The sequence below is a fragment of the Massilia putida genome, assembly GCF_001941825.1.
GTDB lineage: Bacteria > Pseudomonadota > Gammaproteobacteria > Burkholderiales > Burkholderiaceae_D > Telluria > Telluria putida.
Genome location: NZ_CP019038.1, coordinates 848,691 through 869,286, shown reverse-complemented (window position 1 = coordinate 869,286; position 20,596 = coordinate 848,691). Strand labels below are relative to the sequence as shown.

General features: G+C 68.6%; 12 protein-coding genes. 5 read left to right on the top strand and 7 right to left on the bottom strand.

Features of this window, described 5'->3' with window-relative positions; genetic code table 11:
- The first annotated feature begins 134 nt into the window (after positions 1-134).
- On the top strand, positions 135-4,052 hold the full coding sequence (locus BVG12_RS06210) for a beta-galactosidase (RefSeq protein ID WP_229503822.1): 3,918 nt from the start codon (positions 135-137) through the stop codon (positions 4,050-4,052).
- A 111-nt stretch (positions 4,053-4,163) separates the two neighbouring features.
- A complete protein-coding gene (locus BVG12_RS06205; protein ID WP_075791663.1) occupies positions 4,164-6,446 on the top strand; it encodes a putative bifunctional diguanylate cyclase/phosphodiesterase in 2,283 nt (760 codons plus the stop codon).
- Positions 6,447-6,452: 6 nt separating this feature from the next.
- Here the strand turns inward: BVG12_RS06205 and BVG12_RS06200 are convergent, their stop codons facing one another.
- The 7 genes from BVG12_RS06200 to BVG12_RS06170 form a co-directional block, all read right to left on the bottom strand.
- A complete protein-coding gene (locus tag BVG12_RS06200) occupies positions 6,453-6,929 on the bottom strand; it encodes a YbaK/EbsC family protein (RefSeq protein WP_075791662.1) in 477 nt (158 codons plus the stop codon).
- 43 nt (positions 6,930-6,972) lie between these two features.
- The gene (locus tag BVG12_RS06195) at positions 6,973-8,325 is read right to left on the bottom strand and encodes an FGGY-family carbohydrate kinase (protein ID WP_075791661.1); all 1,353 of its coding nucleotides are present in this window, start codon (positions 8,323-8,325) and stop codon (positions 6,973-6,975) included.
- Positions 8,322-9,344, bottom strand: a complete 1,023-nt coding sequence (locus BVG12_RS06190) for an ABC transporter permease (RefSeq protein WP_370662826.1) — start codon at positions 9,342-9,344, stop codon at positions 8,322-8,324. The genes BVG12_RS06195 and BVG12_RS06190 overlap by 4 nt, the downstream gene beginning before the upstream one ends.
- Positions 9,341-10,339: an ABC transporter permease gene (locus BVG12_RS06185; RefSeq protein WP_075791659.1), complete on the bottom strand. Its 999-nt coding sequence runs from the start codon at positions 10,337-10,339 to the stop codon at positions 9,341-9,343. Before BVG12_RS06185 ends, BVG12_RS06190 begins: the two co-directional genes overlap by 4 nt.
- The gene (locus tag BVG12_RS06180; RefSeq protein WP_075791658.1) at positions 10,336-11,886 is read right to left on the bottom strand and encodes a sugar ABC transporter ATP-binding protein; all 1,551 of its coding nucleotides are present in this window, start codon (positions 11,884-11,886) and stop codon (positions 10,336-10,338) included. Before BVG12_RS06180 ends, BVG12_RS06185 begins: the two co-directional genes overlap by 4 nt.
- 126 nt (positions 11,887-12,012) lie before the next feature.
- Complete coding sequence (gene rhaS / locus BVG12_RS06175; protein WP_075791657.1) at positions 12,013-13,020, bottom strand: rhamnose ABC transporter substrate-binding protein; 1,008 nt, start codon at positions 13,018-13,020, stop codon at positions 12,013-12,015.
- Complete coding sequence (locus BVG12_RS06170) at positions 13,017-13,919, bottom strand: DeoR/GlpR family DNA-binding transcription regulator (RefSeq protein WP_075791656.1); 903 nt, start codon at positions 13,917-13,919, stop codon at positions 13,017-13,019. Before BVG12_RS06170 ends, rhaS begins: the two co-directional genes overlap by 4 nt.
- 392 nt (positions 13,920-14,311) lie before the next feature.
- Here BVG12_RS06170 and BVG12_RS06165 point away from each other — a divergent pair, with 392 nt between their 5' ends.
- The 3 genes from BVG12_RS06165 to BVG12_RS06155 all read left to right on the top strand — a co-directional run bounded on the left by BVG12_RS06165 (position 14,312) and on the right by BVG12_RS06155 (position 20,584).
- Complete coding sequence (locus BVG12_RS06165) at positions 14,312-16,432, top strand: bifunctional rhamnulose-1-phosphate aldolase/short-chain dehydrogenase (RefSeq protein ID WP_075791655.1); 2,121 nt, start codon at positions 14,312-14,314, stop codon at positions 16,430-16,432.
- Positions 16,433-16,492: 60 nt separating this feature from the next.
- Positions 16,493-17,788, top strand: coding sequence for an L-rhamnose catabolism isomerase (rhaI, locus tag BVG12_RS06160; RefSeq protein ID WP_075791654.1), 1,296 nt, complete (start codon positions 16,493-16,495; stop codon positions 17,786-17,788).
- 84 nt (positions 17,789-17,872) lie between these two features.
- Entirely contained in the window at positions 17,873-20,584 is a 2,712-nt protein-coding gene (locus tag BVG12_RS06155; RefSeq protein ID WP_075791653.1) for a glycosyl hydrolase, read from the top strand.
- The last annotated feature ends 12 nt before the right edge of the window (positions 20,585-20,596 follow it).

Genomic DNA, 20,596 nt, shown 5'->3' with positions numbered 1-20,596 from the left:
ATCGCGGCAATAATCACGTTATTGAGCGCTTGCATGGCGAACCGACAACGGCGCTCGCGCAGGCGGCACAATATGGACGGCGGCACGCATCCGCGCTCATCGCGTGCGCGCTGCACAATCAAAGGAGACAACCGGTGCCCAGTTCCATCCCACGGCGCGCGCCGCCGCGCGCCGGCCTTGCCGTCGCCGTGAAGTGCTGCCGCGACCGCGCCGCGTGGCGCGTCGGCGTCGCGGCGCACATTCTCGCCGGCCTGTGCGCGGCCATCGTCGGCATGGCGGCCGCCGCGCAGGAACTGGGCATTCCGCAATCGTCCGGCACGGCGGCCCCGGCGCAGGACCGCCGGCAGGCGGCGGATACCGTGTGGCTGATGGCCGCCGTCGCGCCGGGCCTGCCGGACCGGTTGAGCGTGTTCCGCTCGGACGACGGGACGCGATTCGTCACGCAGGCGTCGGAAGCGTACGCGCCGCCGCGCGGCGTGCTGCGCGACCCGGCGATCGCGCGCCACGACGGCGCGTACTGGGTCGCGTATGCGGACGGCGACGGCAGCGGGATCGGCCTGGCGCGCTCGCCCGACCTCAAACACTGGACGTACGTGCGGTCCGTGCCGATGCCGGGGCCCGTGCGCACGCCGCGCTGGCTGCGCGCGCGCGACGGCAGCTTGACGCTCGTCGTGGCGTTGTCCCACGGTGGTGCGGCGCCGTATCGGCCGGTGCTGCTGGCGCCCGACGCCGGCCTGGCCCGCTGGCCGGCGCCGCGTCCCTTGGCAGGCTTGCAGGACACGCACGACGATGCGGCCATCGTCGTCGATGGCGACGGTTATGTGGCTCTCGTGCGCCGGCGCGCCGACGGCCTCCTCGCGCTGGCGCGGGCGCGCGACGTCGGCGGTCCGTGGACCGTGGAACGCGCCGTCGACGCCTGGGGACCGGCGGCCGCCGGCGCCAGCCTCGTGCGCCTGCCCGACGGGCATTGGCGCGCCGTCTTCGCCGATGCGGCCGGCCACGCGTGGCGGGCGGACAGCGACGACGGCTTGCAGACGTGGACGCCGAAGCGGGCCCTGACCGGCGTCGCGGCGGGCGTGCGATCGCCGGCCGTGCTGGCCGAGCGGGCGGGCGACGTCGCCGCCGTCAAGCCGGCACGCGCGCCGCAACAAGTCGGCTGGGACCAGTACTCCTTGACCGTCGGCGGCAAGCGCGTCGTCGTGTGGTCGGGCGAGATCCACCCGTTCCGCCTGCCGGATCCCGCGCAGTGGCGCGACGTGATCCAGAAGATGAAGGCGCTCGGCTTCAACGGCGTATCGTTCTATTTCGACTGGGCGTATCACTCGCCGGCCCCCGGCGTGTACGACTTTTCCGGCGTGCGCAACGTCGAGCGGGCACTCGAGATCGCGGCAGAAGAGGGGATGTACGTGATCGCGCGCACGGGGCCGTACGTCAACGCCGAGTTGTCCGGCGGCGGCTTCCCGGGCTGGATGTTCCGCAACCGCGCGGAAGCCCGCACGGACGATCCGGCCTATCTCGCGGCCGTCGACGAATGGATGACGCAGATCGACGCCATCGTCGCGCGCCACCAGGTGACGACGGGCGGCGGCACCGTCATCGCGTACCAGATCGAGAATGAACTGGGGAAGGTGGAGCCCAAGCACGCGCGCCAGATGGCCCACCTGGCCGCGAAGGCGCGCGCGGACGGCATCACGGTCCCGTTCTTCCACAACGCGGCCGGCCGTCTGCCCGACTGGACGCCGCCAACGTCGAGCGCACCGTGGGCGAATCCTGGACCGACGGACCTGTATGCGTTCGACGGCTACCCGGGCGGCGCCTGCGATGTCCATGCGGATCCTACGGGCCCGAACAAGGCGCCCGACTGGGGCATCTATGCGGCACCCGGTCCCAAGGCCGGCGCGCCGTCCTCACCGGACACGCCCGGCTTCGCGGCGGAAGTCGGCGGCGGCTGGTTCGATTACTGGGGCTCGAACGGGACATACGGCTGCACGGCCGAACGCCAGGGCAAGGGCTACCAGCGCGTGTTCTACGGGACGAACCTCATCAACCGCATCACGATCCACAACATCTATATGGCGTTCGGCGGCACCTCGTGGGGCTGGCTGCCGGGTCCCATCGTCTACACATCCTACGATTACGGGGCGCCGATCGCGGAAGACCGCGGGCTGCGACCGAAGGCGCTGGCCCTGAAGCAGCAAGGCATGTTCGTGCAGGCGGCCGGCGCCGTGCTGGCGCGCATGGACAAGGGACCGGAGATCAAGACGACGTCGCCGCTTGTTCGCCTGTACCACAACGTCAACCAGGAGCTCGGCACGCACGTGCTGTTCGCCGTCCACGGCCCGTCCGACCGGCTGACGGATGACGCCTTCTCGTTCGAGCTGGAGACGCGCGACGGCCGCTACACGATCGCGTCGTGCCTGCGCGGGCAGGACGCGAAAATGCTGCTGGCCGCGTACGACATGGAGCGCCAGCACCTCGTGTATTCCACATCCGAGCTGCAGGCGCATTTCCGCGACGAGGAGAACGGTACTGCGCGCGACGTCGCGCTGCTGCACGGCCGCGCCGGCGAGAACGGCGACACCGTGCTGCGCTACGCGTCGGCGCCGCGGGTCGAGGTGCTGGCGGGCAGCGTCAGTGCGACGTTCGACGCGGCGCGGGGCGACCTGACGCTCGCGTATGCGCATGCGGGCCTGGCGCGCGTGCGCATCACGGGCGGCGGTCGGGCGCCGCTGCTGCTCTTGATCGCGGACGAGGCCACGTCGCAGCGCTTCTGGACGCAGGACACGCCGGCTGGCCGCGTGCTCGAACTGACGCCGGCGCTGGTCCGGACCGCGCGCGTCGACGGCGGCCGCCTGCATCTGACGGGCGACACGGACAGCGACAGCCGGCTCGAGATCTGGGGACCTGCGGGCATCGCGGCGGCTTCGTTCAACGGTGCGGCGCTGCGCCTGACGCGCCAGCCTGACGGCAGCCTGCGCGCGGGCACCCTGGCGGGACCGGACCGCGTCGCCGTGCCGGACCTGCGCACGCTGGCGTGGACGCGGCGCATGGACAGCCCCGAGGCGCGCCCCCGCTTCGACGACCGCGACTGGGTGCAGGCGGACGGGCGCCCGTCCGCCGCGCAGACGTGGACGCTGCCGGAACGCGGCCAGCCGACGCTGGCGATGAGCGACTACGGTTTTCATCACGGCGACGTGTGGTATCGCGGCCGTTTCGACGCGCTCGACGCGGCCGCGAACCGGCTGGAACTCTTCTACGGCGGCGGGGGCGCGGGCATGCTGCAGGCGTGGATCGACGGGCGCTTCCTCGGCCAGCACGAGCTGGACACGGGCCGCTCGTTTCCGGAGACGACGGACAGCGTGCGCTTCGATCTCGGCAAGCTCGCGCCGGGGCCGCACGTCGTCGCCGTCATGGTGCGCAACGATTCGCACAACTGGGACCTGATGGCGGACGATGCCCACCGCGAGGCGCGCGGGTTGATCGCGGCGTCGCTGACGGCGCATGGCGGCCGGCGGTTCGCGGTGCCGATCCGCTGGCGCATCCAGGGCAACAGCGGCGGCGAGGACATCGCCGACCGCATGCGCGGCCCGCTCAACAACGGCGGCTTGTACGGCGAGCGCGCGCTCTGGCACCTGCCGGGCGCACCGGGAGCGGGCTGGTCGACGGCGCGCCCCGGCGACGCGCCGCCGGGACCCGGCACCTACTGGCTGCGCGCGCATGTGAAGCTGGACCTGCCGCGCGGGCATGACGTGCAGCTGGGCCTCGCGTTCGGCGACACGACCCGGCCCCGCTCGGACCGCGACAACCGCGCCCTCATCTTCGTCAACGGCTGGAACATGGGGCAGTTCATCGCCCACGTCGGGCCGCAGCGCGTGTTCGTGATCCCGCCGGGCATCCTGGACCCGAACGGCGACAATACGATCGCCCTCGCCGTGACGACGGACGGCAAGCCCGCCAACGCGCTGGAGCCCGTGCGCCTGGTGGTGTTGCGCGCCGTCCGCGGCGGGGTGGCCGGCGATGCGGGAAGCGGTCAGCCCGGACCGAGTTATTGAACTATCAGTCACGCTGTTGCAACACCTTGCGGTAAAGAACGTGACAGATCCTCGGTCTGCCCCTTACAATGTTTCCTTACGAGAACATTGGCCGGGCCGAGGATACAGTTGATGCTAGGGTTAGACGACATTTCACAATGGCGCGCGCGGATCTTCTCGCGCCTGTTGTGGATAGTGCTCGTCCTCGGTACGATCGCCGCCATTCCCAGCATGGCGGTCGTGGTGCGCCACGGCGTATGGATCGTGGCCGCGATGGACGGCATCGCACTGACCTGGCTGTTCGTCCTGTGGCGGCTGGAGCGCCTGCCATACACCTTCCGCGTGTTGAACTTCCTGGTCATCATCTACATGGTGGCCATCTGCCTGATGTTCAAAGTGGGACCGTTCAGCCAGAATTACCTGATGGCGCCGCCCGTGCTGGCGGCGATCCTGCTCGGGACGGCGCCGGCGCTGGCGGCTCTCGTCGCCAGCGCCACGATCCTCATCCTCGGGATCGGCCACTTCCAGTCCGCGCTGGTGGACATGGGACACGACCCGCTGGTGACATCGCTGCTCGTCGCGCTCAATTTCACCTGCGTGGGCGCGCTGCTGACGCTCACCTGCAGCACCTTGCTGAAGGGGCTCTCGCGATCGCTGGACGAGGTGCGCGGCTTCGCCAAGTCGCTGGAGAGAGGGCAGGACGCGCTGCAGGCGCTGAACGCCGAACTGCGCCTGACGTCGGCCGCGCTGTCCCGCCTGAACGACATGGTGCTGATCGCGAAGGCGGTGGACTCGCCCGAGCGCGAGCAGCCCATCATCTTTTCCAACGAAGCGTTCCAGCGCCGCACGGGGTACGGCGACGCCGACATCGTCGGCCGCAGCATGCGCGTGCTGCACGGGCCGGGCACGGATCCGGCCGTCGTGGACCGCATCGTCGAGTCGATGCGCAACGGCCAGCGGGCGACGGCGGAACTGGTCAACTACACCAAGTCCGGCGACCCGTACTGGGTCGAGATGGAAATGATGCCGTTCACGGACGACGCGGGCCGGATCAGCCACTGGGTCGTCGTGGGACGCGACATCACCGAGCGCCGCCACTCGGCCGATGCGATCCACCGCCTCGCATACTACGACGTCCTCACGGGCCTGCCCAACCGGCGCCTGATGACGGAGCGGCTGGACGCGATGGTCGCGGCGGCGAACGCCGGACGCGGGCTCGGCGCCGTGCTGTACATCGACCTGGACAACTTCAAGCACGTGAACGACGCGCGCGGCCACGCGACGGGCGACGCGCTCCTCAAGCACGCGGCGAAGACTCTTGCCCAGGTGGTGCGCAAGGGCGACACGGTGGCGCGCCTGGGCGGCGACGAATTCGTCGTGCTGCTCGACGGCCTGGGACCGGATGCCGCCGCCGCGACGAACGCCGCGCTGTGCGTGTCGGACAAGATCCGCGCGGCGTTGTCCAACGACGTCGTGATCGACGACCAGACCTACCACTCGACGGCCAGCATCGGCGTCGCGCTGCCGACCCGGCCGGGCCAGTCCGTCGCCGACCTGCTGCGCGACGCCGACCTCGCCATGTACCATGCGAAGGCGGCGGGGCGCAACGGCGTGTCCGTGTTCGAGACGCCCATGCTGGCCGCGGCCGAACGCCAGCTCACGCTGGGCCGCGACCTGTCCGCGGCACTCGACAACGGCGAACTGTCCATGCACCTGCAGCTGCAGGTCGACCACGCGGGCCAGCCGGTGGGCGCCGAGATGCTGATGCGCTGGCGCCGCGGCGACGGCACGTTCGTTCCGCCCGACGTCTTCATCCCCGTGGCGGAAACGACGGGTCTCATCGTTCCCCTCGGCCAGTGGGTGCTGCGCCAGGCCTGCGAAGCGCGCCTGGCGCTGGAGCAGGCCGGGCATCCGCTGCAGCTGTCCATCAACGTCAGCCCGCGCCAGTTCCGCCAGGCGGACTTCGTCGCGCAGGTGCGCGCCGCGTTCGACCAGACGGGCGTGTCGCCGCACGCATTCGTGTTCGAAGTGACGGAGGGCCTGCTCGTGGAAGACTTCGACGCCATCACGGCGAAGATGCGCGAACTCGCGGCGCTGGGTATCCGCTTCTCGATCGACGATTTCGGCACCGGCTATTCGAGCCTCGGCTACCTGAAGAAGATGCCGCTGTACGAACTCAAGATCGACAAGAGCTTCATGCGCGACACGCCGCACGACGCGAACGGCACGGCAATCGTGCAGACGATCCTCGCGATGGCCGACCACCTAGGCCTGCGGGTCGTCGCGGAAGGCATCGAGACGGAAGCGCAGGCGCGCTTCCTGGCGGAGAACGGGCGGCCGTGCATGCAGGGCTATCTGTATTGCCGGCCGTTGCCGCTGGCGGACCTGATTGCGCGCTTGGCGCGCAAGGCGTAACGCCGCTCAGGCCGTGACGGCCACGTCCTGCGCGACGTCGACCCATTCCGCGTGCGTCAGCACAGCAAGACGCTCGGGCGTGATGCGTACGGCCGCATCGGGCGCGCCGGCGGCGGGAAACACCTCGCCGAACGCGCGCAGCGACACATCGCAGAACACGCGCAGCGGCCGCGCCAGGCCGAACGGGCATACGCCGCCGACCGGGTGGCCCGTTTCGATCTCCACCTCGTCGAGGTTCAGCAGCTTGGCCTTCTGGCCGAAGCGCTCCTTGTATTTGCGGTTGTCCAGGCGGGCGTCGCCGCGCGCGACGAGCAGCACGACCTCGTCGTCCAGACGCAGCGACAGCGTCTTGGCGATCTGCCCCGGCGCCACGCCCAGCGCCTGGGCGGCGAGGGCGACGGTCGCGGTGCTGGTGGCATAGCGCTCGATCGCGATGTCGGGCGCGTGGGTGGCGAAGAAGGCGGTGACGGAGGCGAGGCTCATCGTGGTGTCCGTGGCGTGTAATCCGTCCAGTCTACCATCGGCTTCAAGATAATGCGGCGCGCCAGCGGGCCCGGTACGCGCCGAGACCCGACGGCGCGCGCGCCGCGATTGCCGTGCCGGTGCCGGGCGGCGCGGCGTCGCGGTAGCGCAGCATCCAGCCGCCGCAGGTGGTGCCGCTCGCGTCAATCGAATACGACACCGGCTGCGCCGGCCGCAGCGCGGCCAGCAAGGGGCCGAACCACGGGTTCGCGGTAAAACTGCCTTCGACGGCCAGCGGGCCGGTGGCGTCCAGCGCATCCAGGCAGTAATCCGTCATCAGCACGCAGTACAGCGTGGCCAGCGCATAGCGTTCGCGCGCGTCGAGAGGCGGCGGACCTTCGATGCTGCCTGCGCGGTCGGCGAACGGGCCGCCCGTCGCGGCGAAGCATGGCAGCGCGAACGTGCCGCGCGCGACGAGACGCTCGATGTCGTCGAAGCCGCACGTCACGGGTGCGGCGCCGGCCAGCTCGCCGAATTCGCGCCCGCCCATGAAGCGCATGCACGCCACGGGCCGGCCCAGCGCGTTCGTGTTGGCCAGCATGTCGGCATCCTCGCGCAAGCCGGCAAGCGGCGCGCCGAATGCGGTGGCGATCATCCACGTGCCCGTCGACAGTACCGTGCCGTTGTCATTGCCCAGGTAGCGCAGCAGCGACGCATTGCTGTCGTGGATGCCGCACAGGACTTCGCAATCCGCCGGCAGGCCGGTGGCCGCAGCGACCTCGGGGCGCAGCGTGCCCAGCGCCGCATGGGCCGGGGCCAGCGGCGGCATCAGGGAAGTCCAGCCCATGCCGGCGACGAGGCTCGAATACGTCTGTGCGCGCGGATCCCACAAGTCGGTATGGCAGCCCAGCGAGGTCGCTTCCGACGCGGCCGCGCCGCACAGGCGCCACGCCCAGTACTGCGGATACATGAGGATGCGGCGCGCGCGCCCGAAGTCGGCCGGGAAGCGGGCCTGCAGCCACGCCAGCTGCCGGCCCAGGTTCAGGCCCGCGGGCAGGTCGGGGGACAGCGTCTCGTCGTACGGCGGGCGCAGCGCGGCGTAGTCGAGGCCGGGCAGCTCCGCTTCGTAGTCGAGCACGGGCAGCACGAGGCCGTCGTCGTCGACCAGCGCGGCCGTCGCGCCGTGCGTGACCGGTACGATGGCCGACACGCGCGCCTGCGTCGCGAACGAGCGGCTGGTCGCCCGTATCCAGTCCCACAAGCCGTCCGTGTCGTGATGGGCGTAAGGCCCGTCGGTCAGCACGGCGTTCGGGCGGCGCTGCTCGGCGAGCACACGGCCGGCCGCATCGATCAGCGCCAGCTTGGCGTTCGTCTTGCCGATGTCGAGGACGATGAGGGCGTCGTTCATGGTGCTCATCGTGCGCGCCGCATGCGCAGGAGTTTCGGCAGCGCGATGGTCGCGAGCAGCAGCACGCCGACGACGATCGTCATGTAGATGCCGGGGATGTTGGCGAGGGACAGCCCGTACGTGACGGTGCCCATCGTGAGCACGGCGAGCATCACGCCGGCGATGGTGCCGGCGCCGCCCGCGATGGACACGCCGCCCAGGATCACCATCGTGATCACTTCCAGTTCCCAGCCGGTGGCGATGTTGGGCCGCGTGCTGCCGATGCGGCCCGTCAGCAGGAAGGCGGCCAGGCCGGCCATCGCGCCGGTCAGCATGAACAGGGCGAGGCGGTAGCGGTCGACGGCGATGCCGGAAAAGCGCGCCGCTTCCGGGTTGTTGCCGATGGCGTAGATGCGGCGGCCCCAGCTCGTGGTGTGCAGCAGGACGGCGAACAGCGCGGCGCACACGAGCAACACGACGAATTCGCGCGGCACGATGCCGAAGAAGTAGCCCTGGCCCCAGTCGGCCATCAGTTGCGGATAGCCCGTGAACGCGTTGTCGCCGAGGACGACGCTGGCCAGGCCGCGGTACAGCGAGACGGTGCCGATGGTGACGACGATCGACGGCAGCGCGAAGCGCGTGACGAGCACGCCGTTCAGGAAGCCGCAGGCGGTGCCTGTCGCCAGCGCGACGAGGGGCAGGCTTTCGGCCGGGAAGCCCGCGCCCATCGCGGCACCCATCGCGACGGACGACAGCGCGAGCGCGCCGGCGACGGAGATGTCGATCTCGCGGCAGATGATCAAGAGCGCCATCGGCAGCGCGATCAGCGCTTTCTCGCTGAAGTTCTGGGTGCCGTCCAGCAGGTTGTAGAGGTCGAGGAAGTGCGGCAGCGCGATGCTGTTGGCCGCGAAGACGACGATGAACAGCATCGCCAGCAGGCTTTCCCAGCGCCCGAGCAGGGTCTTCAGGCGCGGGGTTTCGCGGTCGAGGATCGTGTAGCGCGACGGCGACGTCTTGGATTCTGTTTGCATTGCGGTGGTGGGGTTCACGCGGCGCTCCGGTGAGGTTTGGCGTCGAGGCCGTGCAGCGGCAGGATCTGGCGGCTGCGGCGGCCGGTGCCGCGGGCGTTGATCAGGACGGCGACGAGGATCACGAGGCCGGTGAGGGCGCTTTGCCAGAACGGCGACACCTGCAGCACGGGCAGCGCATTGCCGATCACGGTGAGGAAGAGGGCGCCCAAGGCGGCACCGAGCACCGTGCCCACGCCGCCGCCGATGGACACGCCGCCGATCACGCACGCGGCGATCACGGTGAACTCGAAGCCGTAGGCGATCTCGGTATAGGCGACGGCATAGCGCGCGACCCACAGGTAGCCGCACAGGCCGGCGACGGCGCCCGACAGCGCGTACGTCCACAGCAGGCGCTTGTGGCTGGCGATGCCGATATAGCCCGCGCATTGCGGGGCGTTGCCGATGGCGTACAGGTCGCGTCCGAAGCGCGTGTCGCGCGCCACCCAGGCCATGAGCGCCAGCGTGGCGGCCGCGATCCACACGAGGTGCGGCAGGCCCAGAAGGCGCTCGAGCGGGAAGGCGATGAAGGGCGCGGGCATCTGGTGTGCGGACACCCACGCGCCGCCCGACAGCACGAACACGGCGCCGCGGTAGACGCTCATCGTGCCCAGGGTGACGACGATGGGCGGCAGTTCAAGGTACCCGATCAGCCAGCCGTTGACGAGGCCAAGCAGCAGGCCGACGGCGACGGCCGTCAGCACGATCAGCGGCAGCGGCAGGCCGGGCACGTTGGCGCCGAGCATCGCGGCGACCATGCCCGACAGCGCCAGGTTCGACGCGACGGACAGATCGACGCCGCGCGTCACGATGACGAGCATTTGCGTCAGCGCCAGCATCACGAGCAGGGTACTGTCCGTGACGACGTTGGCCAGCGAGCCGGCGGACAGGAACGCGGGTTCCTTGAGCCCGACCGCCATGATCAGCAGGACGACCATCGCGGCCAGCAGCGGTTCGCGTTGTTTGAACAGAGTCATGCGGCCTCCGTCGCGGTGACGGTATCGAGCGCGAGGCCGGATGCGGCGGCGACCACCGATTCCGGCGTCGCTTCCTCGCGCAGGAATTCGCGCTGCACGCGGCCGTGGTGCATGACGACGATGCGGTCCGCCATCCCCAGCACTTCCGGCAGCTCGGACGAGACGAGGATCACGGACAGGCCGCGCGCCACGAGCTGGCCGATGAAGCGGTGCACGGCCGCCTTCGAGCCGATGTCGATGCCCTTCGTCGGTTCGTCGAGGATGATCACTTTCGGATCCGTGGCGAGCCATTTGCCGAGGACGACCTTCTGCTGGTTGCCGCCCGAGAGCTCGGCCACGTGCTGCGTGAGGTGGCTCGCCTTCAGTTCGAGCTGTTCCGCGAAATGGCGGGCGATGGCGGTCTCCTGGCTGCGCCGGCCGCGCAGGAAGAAGCCGAAGCGCGACAGGATGGGCAGTGTGATGTTCTGTTGGATCGGCATCGTGAGGTGCGCGCCGTGGTGCTGGCGGTCTTCCGGCACGTAGGCGATGCCGAGGCCGATCGCTTCGCCGGGCGAGCGCGCCATCACCGGCTTGCCGTCGAGCGTGACGCAGCCGCTCAGCTGGGACGTCAGGCCGAACAGGGCCTGCATCACTTCCGAGCGGCCGGCGCCGACCAGGCCGTAGAAGCCGAGGATCTCGCCGCGGCGCAAGGTGAAACTGACGTCGTCGAACTCGGTGGGGTGCGACAGGTTTTGCACGACGAGCAGCGGCTCGCCGATCTCGGCATCCGGTTTCGGATAGGCCTGGTGCACGGCGCGGCCGACCATCAGCGCGACCAGTTCCTGCTCGGTGATGTCGGCCAGGCGGCCTTTTGCGACGAACTGGCCGTCGCGCAGCACCGTGTAGCGGTCGGCCACTTCGAAGATCTCGTCGAATTTGTGCGAGATGAAGATGACGGCCGTGCCGGTGGCCTTCAGCTGTCCGATGATGCGGTACAGTTCGCGGATCTCGCGCTGCGACAGCGCGGCCGTCGGTTCGTCCATGATGACGACGCGGGCATCCTGGGCGAGGGCGCGGGCGATCTCGACGAAGTGGCGCTGGGCCACCGACAGGTCTTTCACGCGCGCCTTGACGGGCAGCGCGACTTCCAGGCGCGCGAACAGGGCTTCCGCCTCGCGCTCGATCCGCGCCCAGTCGATGCGGCCCGCACGCACGGGCTGGCGGCCGACGTAGATGTTTTCGGCCACCGACAGTTCGTCGAACATCACGGTCTCCTGGTGCACGGCCGTGATCCCGGCGGCCATCGCTTCCTGCGGGCTCGCGAACGTGACGGGACGGCCGTCCAGCGCCATGATGCCGGCATCCGGGCGGTAGATGCCGGTCAGGGTCTTCACGAGCGTGGACTTGCCGGCGCCGTTCTCGCCGATCAGGGCCATGCATTCGCCGGCACGGATCGTGATGTTCACGTCGTTCAGGGCATGGATGCCGTTGAAGCGTTTGCTGATGCCGGTCAGTTGCAGGACCGGGGTGGCGTGCGCTTGCGGGCGTTGGTGTTGAGTGGCTGGCATAGGGTCTTGCTGACTAGTTAGCATAAGCACCGTCATTCCCGCGCATGCGGGAATCCATGCTGAGTCGACTCTGGCCGCTCAGTATGGACCTCCCTTTTCGCGGGAACGACGTCGAAAGGTAACGGCTTAGAACAACTTCGCGAACTTGTCCACGTTCCCGGCGTCGTACGTGAACGGCGGCCCGAGCGCCGCTTCGCGATTCGCATCGAGCGTCACGTTCCCCAGGCGCCCCACGGACACGCTGGCGCCCGGCTTCGCCTCGGCCTTGCCCTTCACGAACTGGTCGGCCGCGTACGTGGCCGCGTAGCCCAGGTCGATCGGGTTCCAGATCGCGAATTCCTTCACGGCGCCGCTCTTCACGTGGCCGGCCATTTCGGACGGCAGGCCGAGGCCCGTCACGTGGACCTTGCCGACCAGGTGCTCGTCGGAGACGGCCTTGCTGGCGGCGACGATGCCCACCGTCGTCGGGGCGATGATCGCCTTGAGGTCCGGATGGCTGCGCAGCAGGCCGATCGCCTCGCGGTAGCTTTTGTCCGACTGGTCGTCGCCGTACACGGTGGCGACCAGCTTGATCTTCGAATATTCCGGCTTGGCCAGCACCTTCTTCATCACGCCGATCCAGATGTTCTGGTTCGTGGCCTGTGCCGACGCGGACAGGATCGCGACCTCGCCCGCGCCCCCGATCTCGTCGGCCGCCATCTGGATCTGCTTTTCGCCGATCAGTTCCGCGTTCGACGGATTGAGCTGCATCTGGCGGCCCTCGGGCGCGATGCCACTGTCGAACGAGACGACCTTGATCCCGCGCTGCATGGCCTTCTTCGCGATCGGCACCAGCGCGTTCGGATCGTTGGCGGAGATGACGATGGCGTCCACCTTCTGGCTGATCAGCGAGTTGATGATCTCGATCTGGCCTTCGGCGCTGGGCGTCGTCGGACCCGTATAGATCACTTCGACGTCGCCGAGCTGCTTCGCGGCTTCGTCGGCGCCCGTGTGGGCCGCGTCGAAGAAGCCGTTGCCGAGGTTTTTCACGACCATCGCGATGCGCGTCTTTTCAGGCTTCTTCTGCCCGCAGCCGGCCGTGCCGGCCACGATGCCGACGGCCGCCAGCGCGAGTAACAGGTGTTTGGCTTTCAATGCGCTGCCTCCAGTTGCGAATCCAGCCGCGGATCGAGCTGCGCGTCCAGGTGGAACAGCGCGGCGGACTGCAGGTCGAACTGCGGATTAAAAAAAGGCGCACCGACGTTCGGTGCCACTTCGTCCGGTTCGACGGTGACGACCTTGACGCCGTATTGCTCGAGCGTCTGCACGGCCTTGTCGGAGGCGCCCGTGTCCGTGATGACGGTGGAGACGCGATCGAGGCCGCACAGGATCAGGCCCGCCTTGCGCGCGAACTTGGAACTGTCGGCCAGGACGATCAGTTCCTCGGCCTGGCTGATCAGGCGCTTCTCGGCCTGGATCAGCAGCGGGTCCGCTTCCATCAGGCCGAGCAGCGACAGGCCGTAGACGCTCATGAACATCTTGCCGGCGTAGTGGTGCTGGGTGATGTCGTTGTCGAACGGCGAGAGGATCACGTTCTGCTCGCGGTAGACCTTCCCGCCGGGGACGATGATCTCGTTCTCGCTGGAGACGAGCAGGCGCTCGGCCATCAGGAAGGAATTGGTCAGGATCTTGAGGTGCTTATCGGCCAGGAATTCGGCCATCATGAACGTCGTCGTGCCGCCGTTGATGATGATCGTTTCGCCGTCCGTGCACATGCCGGCCGCGTGCCGCGCGATGGCCCGCTTGCGCGCCGCGTAACACTGGATATTGTTCTGGAACGTTTCGCTCGACAGCGGGAACTGGCGCTTCTTGGGCAGCAGGTTCTCCGCGCCGCCGCGGGTGCGGGTGAGCAGGTTGCGGGCTGCGAGCCAGCTGATGTCGCGCCGGACCGTCGCCGGGGACGCATTGAGCCATTCGACGAGCTGCTGGACCGTCGCCGTCTGGTGCTCGGCGAGCAGTTTCAGCAAACGCTTGCGGCGTTTGTGATTCACCATTGTCTCCTCCTGTTGCCGTCCCGGACGTCGAACGACCCGTTGCGAGGGTGTTGCGATGTCCGGTCTGTTTTTGTGATTCGGCGGGACAGCGTCGACGCAGAGGTCGCGTTGTCTGGGAAAAAGAGTAATGAGGAGTCGAAAGGCCGTCAATCGTTAAATGATCAAACAATTGATTATTTGGCCGCCGGAACGGCGCGAAACGCGCGTTTCGATCAACCGGATGATTAAATCGTTCTTGCTCACGATGTTGATCGATTCCGCGTTGACACTGCTTGGCCCGCTGAATTCTACTGTGCCCGGATGCCGCGACCGTACGTCGTTACGGGGCGGGTGAAGAAGACGGGATCGCCGTCGAGCGACGACAGACAACGCATATACATGGAGATTTTTGAATGGGCGCAACGAGCGACACGAAGCACAAGGAACCGATCACGTCGCGCTGGGACGACCAGCACGCCGCCACGCTGAGCGAGCCGGAACTGCTGCTGTACCGTTCCAATCTGCTCGGTTCCGACCTGCGCATCACGAACTTCGGCGGTGGCAACACGTCGGCCAAGGTCGCGATGACGGATCCGCTCAGCGGCGAACAGGTCGAGGTGCTGTGGGTGAAGGGCTCGGGCGGCGACCTGGGTTCCATCAAGCTGGATGGCTTCTCGACGCTGTACATGGACAAGCTGCAGGCCCTGAAAGCCCGCTACCGCGGCCTGGAACACGAGGACGAGATGGTCGGCTACCTGCCGCACTGCACGTTCAACCTGAACCCGCGCGCCGCGTCGATCGACACGCCGCTGCATGCCTATATCGCCCGTAAACACGTCGACCACATGCACCCGGATGCGGTCATCGCGATCGCCGCGTGCAAGAACAGCCGCGCGCTGACCGAGAAAATCTTCGAGGGCGAGCTGGGGTGGCTGCCGTGGCAGCGTCCCGGCTACGACCTCGGTCTGAAACTGGAAAAGCTGTCGCAGGAACAGCCGCAGCTGAAGGGCATCATCCTGGAAGGCCACGGCCTGTTCACCTGGGGCGACACGGCCAGGTCGTGCTACGAGACGACGCTGGCGATGATCAAGCGCGCCGAGGAATGGCTGGCCGCGAACGTCAGGCAGCCCGTGTTCGGCGGCCGGGTCGCCGATCCGCTGCCGGCGGATGCGCGCGCGGCCCTCGCCGCCCGCCTGATGCCGCTGCTGCGCGGGAAGATCAGCCAGCAGGAATACAAGCTCGGTCACTTCGACGATTCCGACGCCGTGCTGGAATTCGTGTGCAGCGCCGACCTCGCGCCGTTGGCCGCGCTGGGCACCTCGTGCCCGGACCACTTCCTGCGCACGAAGATCCGCCCGCTGGTGCTCGATTTCGACTCCGCCGCCCCCGATGCCGATCGCGCGTTCGATCAGTTGGTGAGCGGTCTCGATCAGGCCCTGAGCGATTACCGCGCCGACTACACCGCGTATTACGAGCGCTGCAAGCGCGACACGTCGCCGGCGATCCGCGATGCCAACCCGATCATCTACCTGATCCCGGGCGTGGGCATGCTGTCGTTCGCGAAGGACAAGGCGACGGCGCGCATCGCCGGCGAGTTCTACGTCAACGCGATCAACGTGATGCGCGGCGCGAACGGCGTCGACGAATACGTCGGCCTGCCGGAACAGGAAGCGTTCGACATCGAATACTGGCTGCTGGAAGAAGCGAAGCTGCAGCGCATGCCGAAGCCGAAAAGCCTCGCGGGCCGCATCGCCGTCGTCACGGGCGGCGCCGGCGGCATCGGCCAGGCCGTGGCGCGCCAGCTGCTGCAGGAAGGCGCGTGCGTGATGCTGACCGATATCGATGCCGAAGCGCTGGAAGGCGCCAGGCAGAATCTCGTCAAGGCCGCGGGCAAGGACAACGTGGCGGCCGTGCAGGCGAACATCACGATCGAGGACGACGTGGGGGGCATCCTGTCCGCCACCGCGTTGCGCTTCGGCGGCGTGGACCTGCTCGTGTCCAACGCGGGTATCGCGTCGGCCGCGCCGCTGGACGAAACGTCGCTGGAGGTCTGGAAGCGCAACCAGGACATCCTCGTCACCGGCTACTTCCTCGTCTCGCGCGACGCGTTCCAGATCATGAAGCGGCAAAAGCTGGGCGGCAGCATGATCTTCGTCGGCAGCAAGAACGGCCTCGTGGCCTCAAGCGGCGCGTCGGCCTATTGCACGGCGAAGGCGGCCGAGATCCACCTGGCCCGCTGCATCGCGCTGGAAGGCGCGGAGCACGGCATCCGCGTCAACGTCGTCAACCCGGACGCCGTCATCCGCGGCTCGCGCATCTGGGACGGCAAGTGGAAGGAAGAGCGCGCCGCATCGAACAAGATCGACGCCGACGACGTCGAGGAGTTCTACCGCAAGCGCAGCATGCTGAAGAAGAGCGTGTTCCCGGAAGATATCGCGGAAGCCGTGTACTTCTTCGCCAGCGAAAAATCCGGCAAGAGCACGGGCAACGTGCTGAACGTCGATGCGGGCAACGCGGCCGCTTTCACGCGATAATTCAAACCCAGAATATGAGCGGCCCCGCCGTGCGGTGCCGCCGACGACCAGGAGACAGGAATGACGACCCTTATCGATGCCGGATTTGTGGCCGACCACAACGCCAAGACCGCATCCCAGCTGCAGGCCGACTATGACGCGTTAGGCGGCATGCTGGCGCGCCGCGGCCGCGATATCGAAGACTTGACGGCGCTCGCGCAGCGCTTCGCCGTGGCCGTGCCCAGCTGGGGCGTGGGCACGGGCGGCACCCGCTTCGCGCGCTTCCCGGGCCGCGGCGAGCCGCGCAACGTGTTCGAAAAGCTCGACGACTGCGGCGTGATCAACCAGCTCACGCGCGCGACGCCGGCCGTGTCGCCGCACTTCCCGTGGGACCGGCCCACCGATGCGAAGGAGCTGCGCCAGCACGCCGATGCGCTGGGCCTCGCGTTCGATGCCGTCAACTCGAACACCTTCCAGGACCAGCAGGGCCAGGAACACACGTATAAATACGGCAGCCTGACGGCCAATAGCGCGGCGACGCGCGCGCAGGCCGTCGCGCACAACATCGATTGCATCGAACTGGGCCGCGAGCTCGGGTCGAAGGCGCTGACGGTGTGGGTCGGCGACGGCGCCAACTTCCCCGGCCAGCACAATCTGCGCGGCGCGCTGGAGCGCTACCTGGAGAGCATGCGCAGCATCTACGCCGCGCTGCCGGACGACTGGAGCGTCTTCATCGAACACAAGCTGTTCGAGCCGGCGTTCTACGCGACCACCATCGCCGACTGGGGCACCAGCTTCGCGTGCGCCACCGAACTTGGCCCGAAGGCGAAATGCCTCGTCGACCTGGGCCACCATGCGCCGAACACGAACATCGAGATGATCGTCGCTCGCCTCGCGCAGTTCGGCAAGCTGGGCGGCTTCCACTTCAACGACAGCAAATACGGCGACGACGACCTGGATTCCGGTTCGATCAATCCGTTCCAGCTGTTCCTGGTCTTCAACGAACTGGCCGACGCGGCGCTGCGCGAGGGCCCGTCGTTCGCGCCGGCGTACATGCTGGACCAGTCGCACAACGTGACCGATCCGATCGAGAGCCTGATGAACAGCGCGGTCGAAGTGCAGCGCGCGTACGTACAGGCGGCGCTCGTCAACCGCGCGCAGCTGGCGGCGCTGCAGGAAGCGAACGACGCGCTGCAGTCGGCCCAGGCGCTCAAGGCGGCGTTCCGGACGGACGTGTCGCCCATCCTCGCGATGGCGCGCGTGCGTGCGGGCGGCGCGGCGGATCCGGTGGCGTGCTATCGGGCGAGCGGGTATCGTGATCGTGTTGCCAGCGCCCGGCCGGCCAAGGCCGGGGCGAGCGGCAGCGGGATTGTCTGAGCAGTACCGGTACACGCTCAAGGCCGTCATTTCCGCTTCCGCGGGAATGACGGTGGTCACCGTTCACTCGCCAGGAGTCCCCGCATGAGCAAGCGCTCCCCGCGCAAGCCTGTATTGGCCGCCGTGCTGTCGTGCGCCTGCGCCGCGCATGCCGCCGGCCCGTCGGCCACGTTCGCCGACGTCGCCGCACGCCTATCGGAGCCACCGCCGGACGCGCGTCCGATGATGCGCTGGTGGTGGTTCGGCCCCGCCGTCCAGAAACCCGAGCTGGAACGCGAAATCCTCGCGATGAAGGCCGGCGGGATCGGCGGCTTCGAGATCCAGCCCGTGTATCCGATGGAGCTGGACGATGCCGCGCGCGGTATCCATAACGTGCCGTATCTGTCGCCCGAATTCCTCGACGCCGTCAGCTTCGCCAACCGCACGGGCCGCGCCAACGGCTTACGTGTCGACATGACCCTGGCCAGCGGCTGGCCGTACGGCGGACCGCACGTCACGGTCGACGAGGCCGCGTCGCGCCTGCGCCAGGCCGTCGTCGACGTGCCGGCCGGCGCGTCCAGCTTCGCGCTGCCGGCCGTGATGAGCGGCGAGACACTGATCGCGACCTTCGTCGGCGCGAGCGTGGACCCCGCCGCATTGAAGCCGCTGCAGGCGCAGGAGGGCGCCGACGGCCGCGCGCGCATCGCGCCGGCAAGCGATCCGCGCAAGGTCGTCGCCTACATCGCCAGCCGCACGGGCCAGCAGGTCAAGCGCGCGGCGCTGGGGGCGGAAGGGTTCGTGCTCGACCACCTGAGCCGCAAGGCCGTCGACCATCACCTGGCCACCGTCGCCGAACCGCTGATGAAGGCGTTCGGCGACGCCCCGCCGTATGCCGTGTTCTCGGACAGCCTCGAGGTCTACAACACGGATTGGACGAGTGATTTCGCCGCCGAATTCAGGAAGCGGCGCGGGTACGACATCGTGCCGCACCTGCCGGCCATATTCACGGGGCAGGGACCGGATGCGGCGGCCGTGCGGCACGACTGGGCGCTGACGCAGACGGAGCTCGTGAACGAGCGCTATCTCGTGCCGATCGACGACTGGGCCAGGAAGCACGGCACGCGATTCCGTTCGCAGACCTATGGCGAGCCGGCCGTGTCGCTGTCCAGCAACCGCCTCGTCGCGCTGCCGGAAGGCGAGGGGCCGCAATTCCGCGAATTCTCGTTCACGCGTCTTGCAACGTCGGCGGGGCATTTGTATGGCCGTCCCGTGATCTCGGCCGAGACGTGGACGTGGCTGCACTCGCCCGCGTTCGCCGCGACGCCGCTGGACATGAAGGCGGAAGCGGACCGCATGCTGCTCGAAGGCGTCAACCAGTTCGTCGGCCACGGCTGGCCGTACACGCCGCCGGGCACGCTCGAACCGGGGTACGCGTTCTACGCGGCCGCCGTGTTCAACGACCACAACCCGTGGTGGAACGTGATGCCCGACGTGACGGCCTACCTCACGCGGTTGAGCTGGCTGATGCGCCAGGGCGAACCCGCGAACCAGGTCGCCGTGCTGCTGCCGAACGACGACGTGTACGCGGCGCTCGTGCCGGGCAAGGTGTCGCTGTCGGCCGAGATGCATCGATATGTGACGCCGGCGCTCACCGGCCAGATCCTGGACGCGGGCCAGAACCTCGACTACATCGACGCCGAGGCGATCCTCGCGCTGGGGGTCAAGTATCCCGTGCTCGTGATGCCGCACGTGACGCGGCTGGCGCCCGAGGTGATCGACAAGCTCGCGGACTACGTGCGCGGCGGCGGGAAGATCGTGGCGGTGGGTGGTGCGCCGTCGCTGGCGCCAGGGTTTCAGGATGCGGCGCGCGTGTCCGCGACCGTCGCGGCGAAAGCGAAGGCGCTGTTCGCGCAGGCGAACGTACGCGTCGTGGCGGACGACGACGCGGTCGGCGCCGCGCTGCAGGCGGTGCTGGCGCCGGACATGAAGCTGTCGACGAATGTGGCTGTACAGGTGTCCGACGTCGGGTTCGTGCGCCGCAGGCTGCGCGATGCCGATATCTATTTCATCGCGAATACGAGCAACCGCGCGGTGCATGCCGAGGCCACCTTCGCATCGGTGCGGCGCGCGGCCGTGTGGATCGCGCCGGACAGCGGCCGCATGACGGCGGCCACGCTGCCGGCCCGGCTGGACTTGGCGCCGTACGAATCGCGCGTGCTCGTGCTGGCCGATGCGTTGCCGGCCGCGCCGGCGCCCGCCGCGGCCACGATGGAGATCGCGGACTTGGGCCGGGACTGGACGCTGCGCTTTCCCGGCCGGCCGCAGGCGCTGCGTCTCGACGCGCTGCGTTCCTGGACCGACTTCGACGCGACCCGCTATTTCTCGGGCGTCGCCACGTACGACAAGGACGTCGAGTTCACGGCCGCGCAACTCGCGTCGCCTCGCCTCGTGCTCGATTTCGGCCCGGGCAGGCCGCTCGCGACGACGCCCGCCGTCCCCGCCGGGATGCGCGCGATGTTCGACAGTCCCGTGCGCGAAGCGGCGCAGGTGTATGTGAACGGCCGCTACGCGGGCGCCGTCTGGCACCCGCCGTATGCCGTGGACGTCACGGGATTCCTGCAGCCGGGCCGCAACCGCATCGAGGTCCGTGTCGGCAATCTCGCGCTGAACGCGCTCGCGGGACACGCGTTGCCGGACTACCGCCTGCTGTCCGCCCGCTACGGCCAGCGCTTCGTCCTGCAGGACACGGCGCTGATCGCGCCGCAGCCGGCAGGCCTGCTGGGACCCGTCAAGCTGTTGGGCGAGGGCGCCCGATGATCAACACGGAAC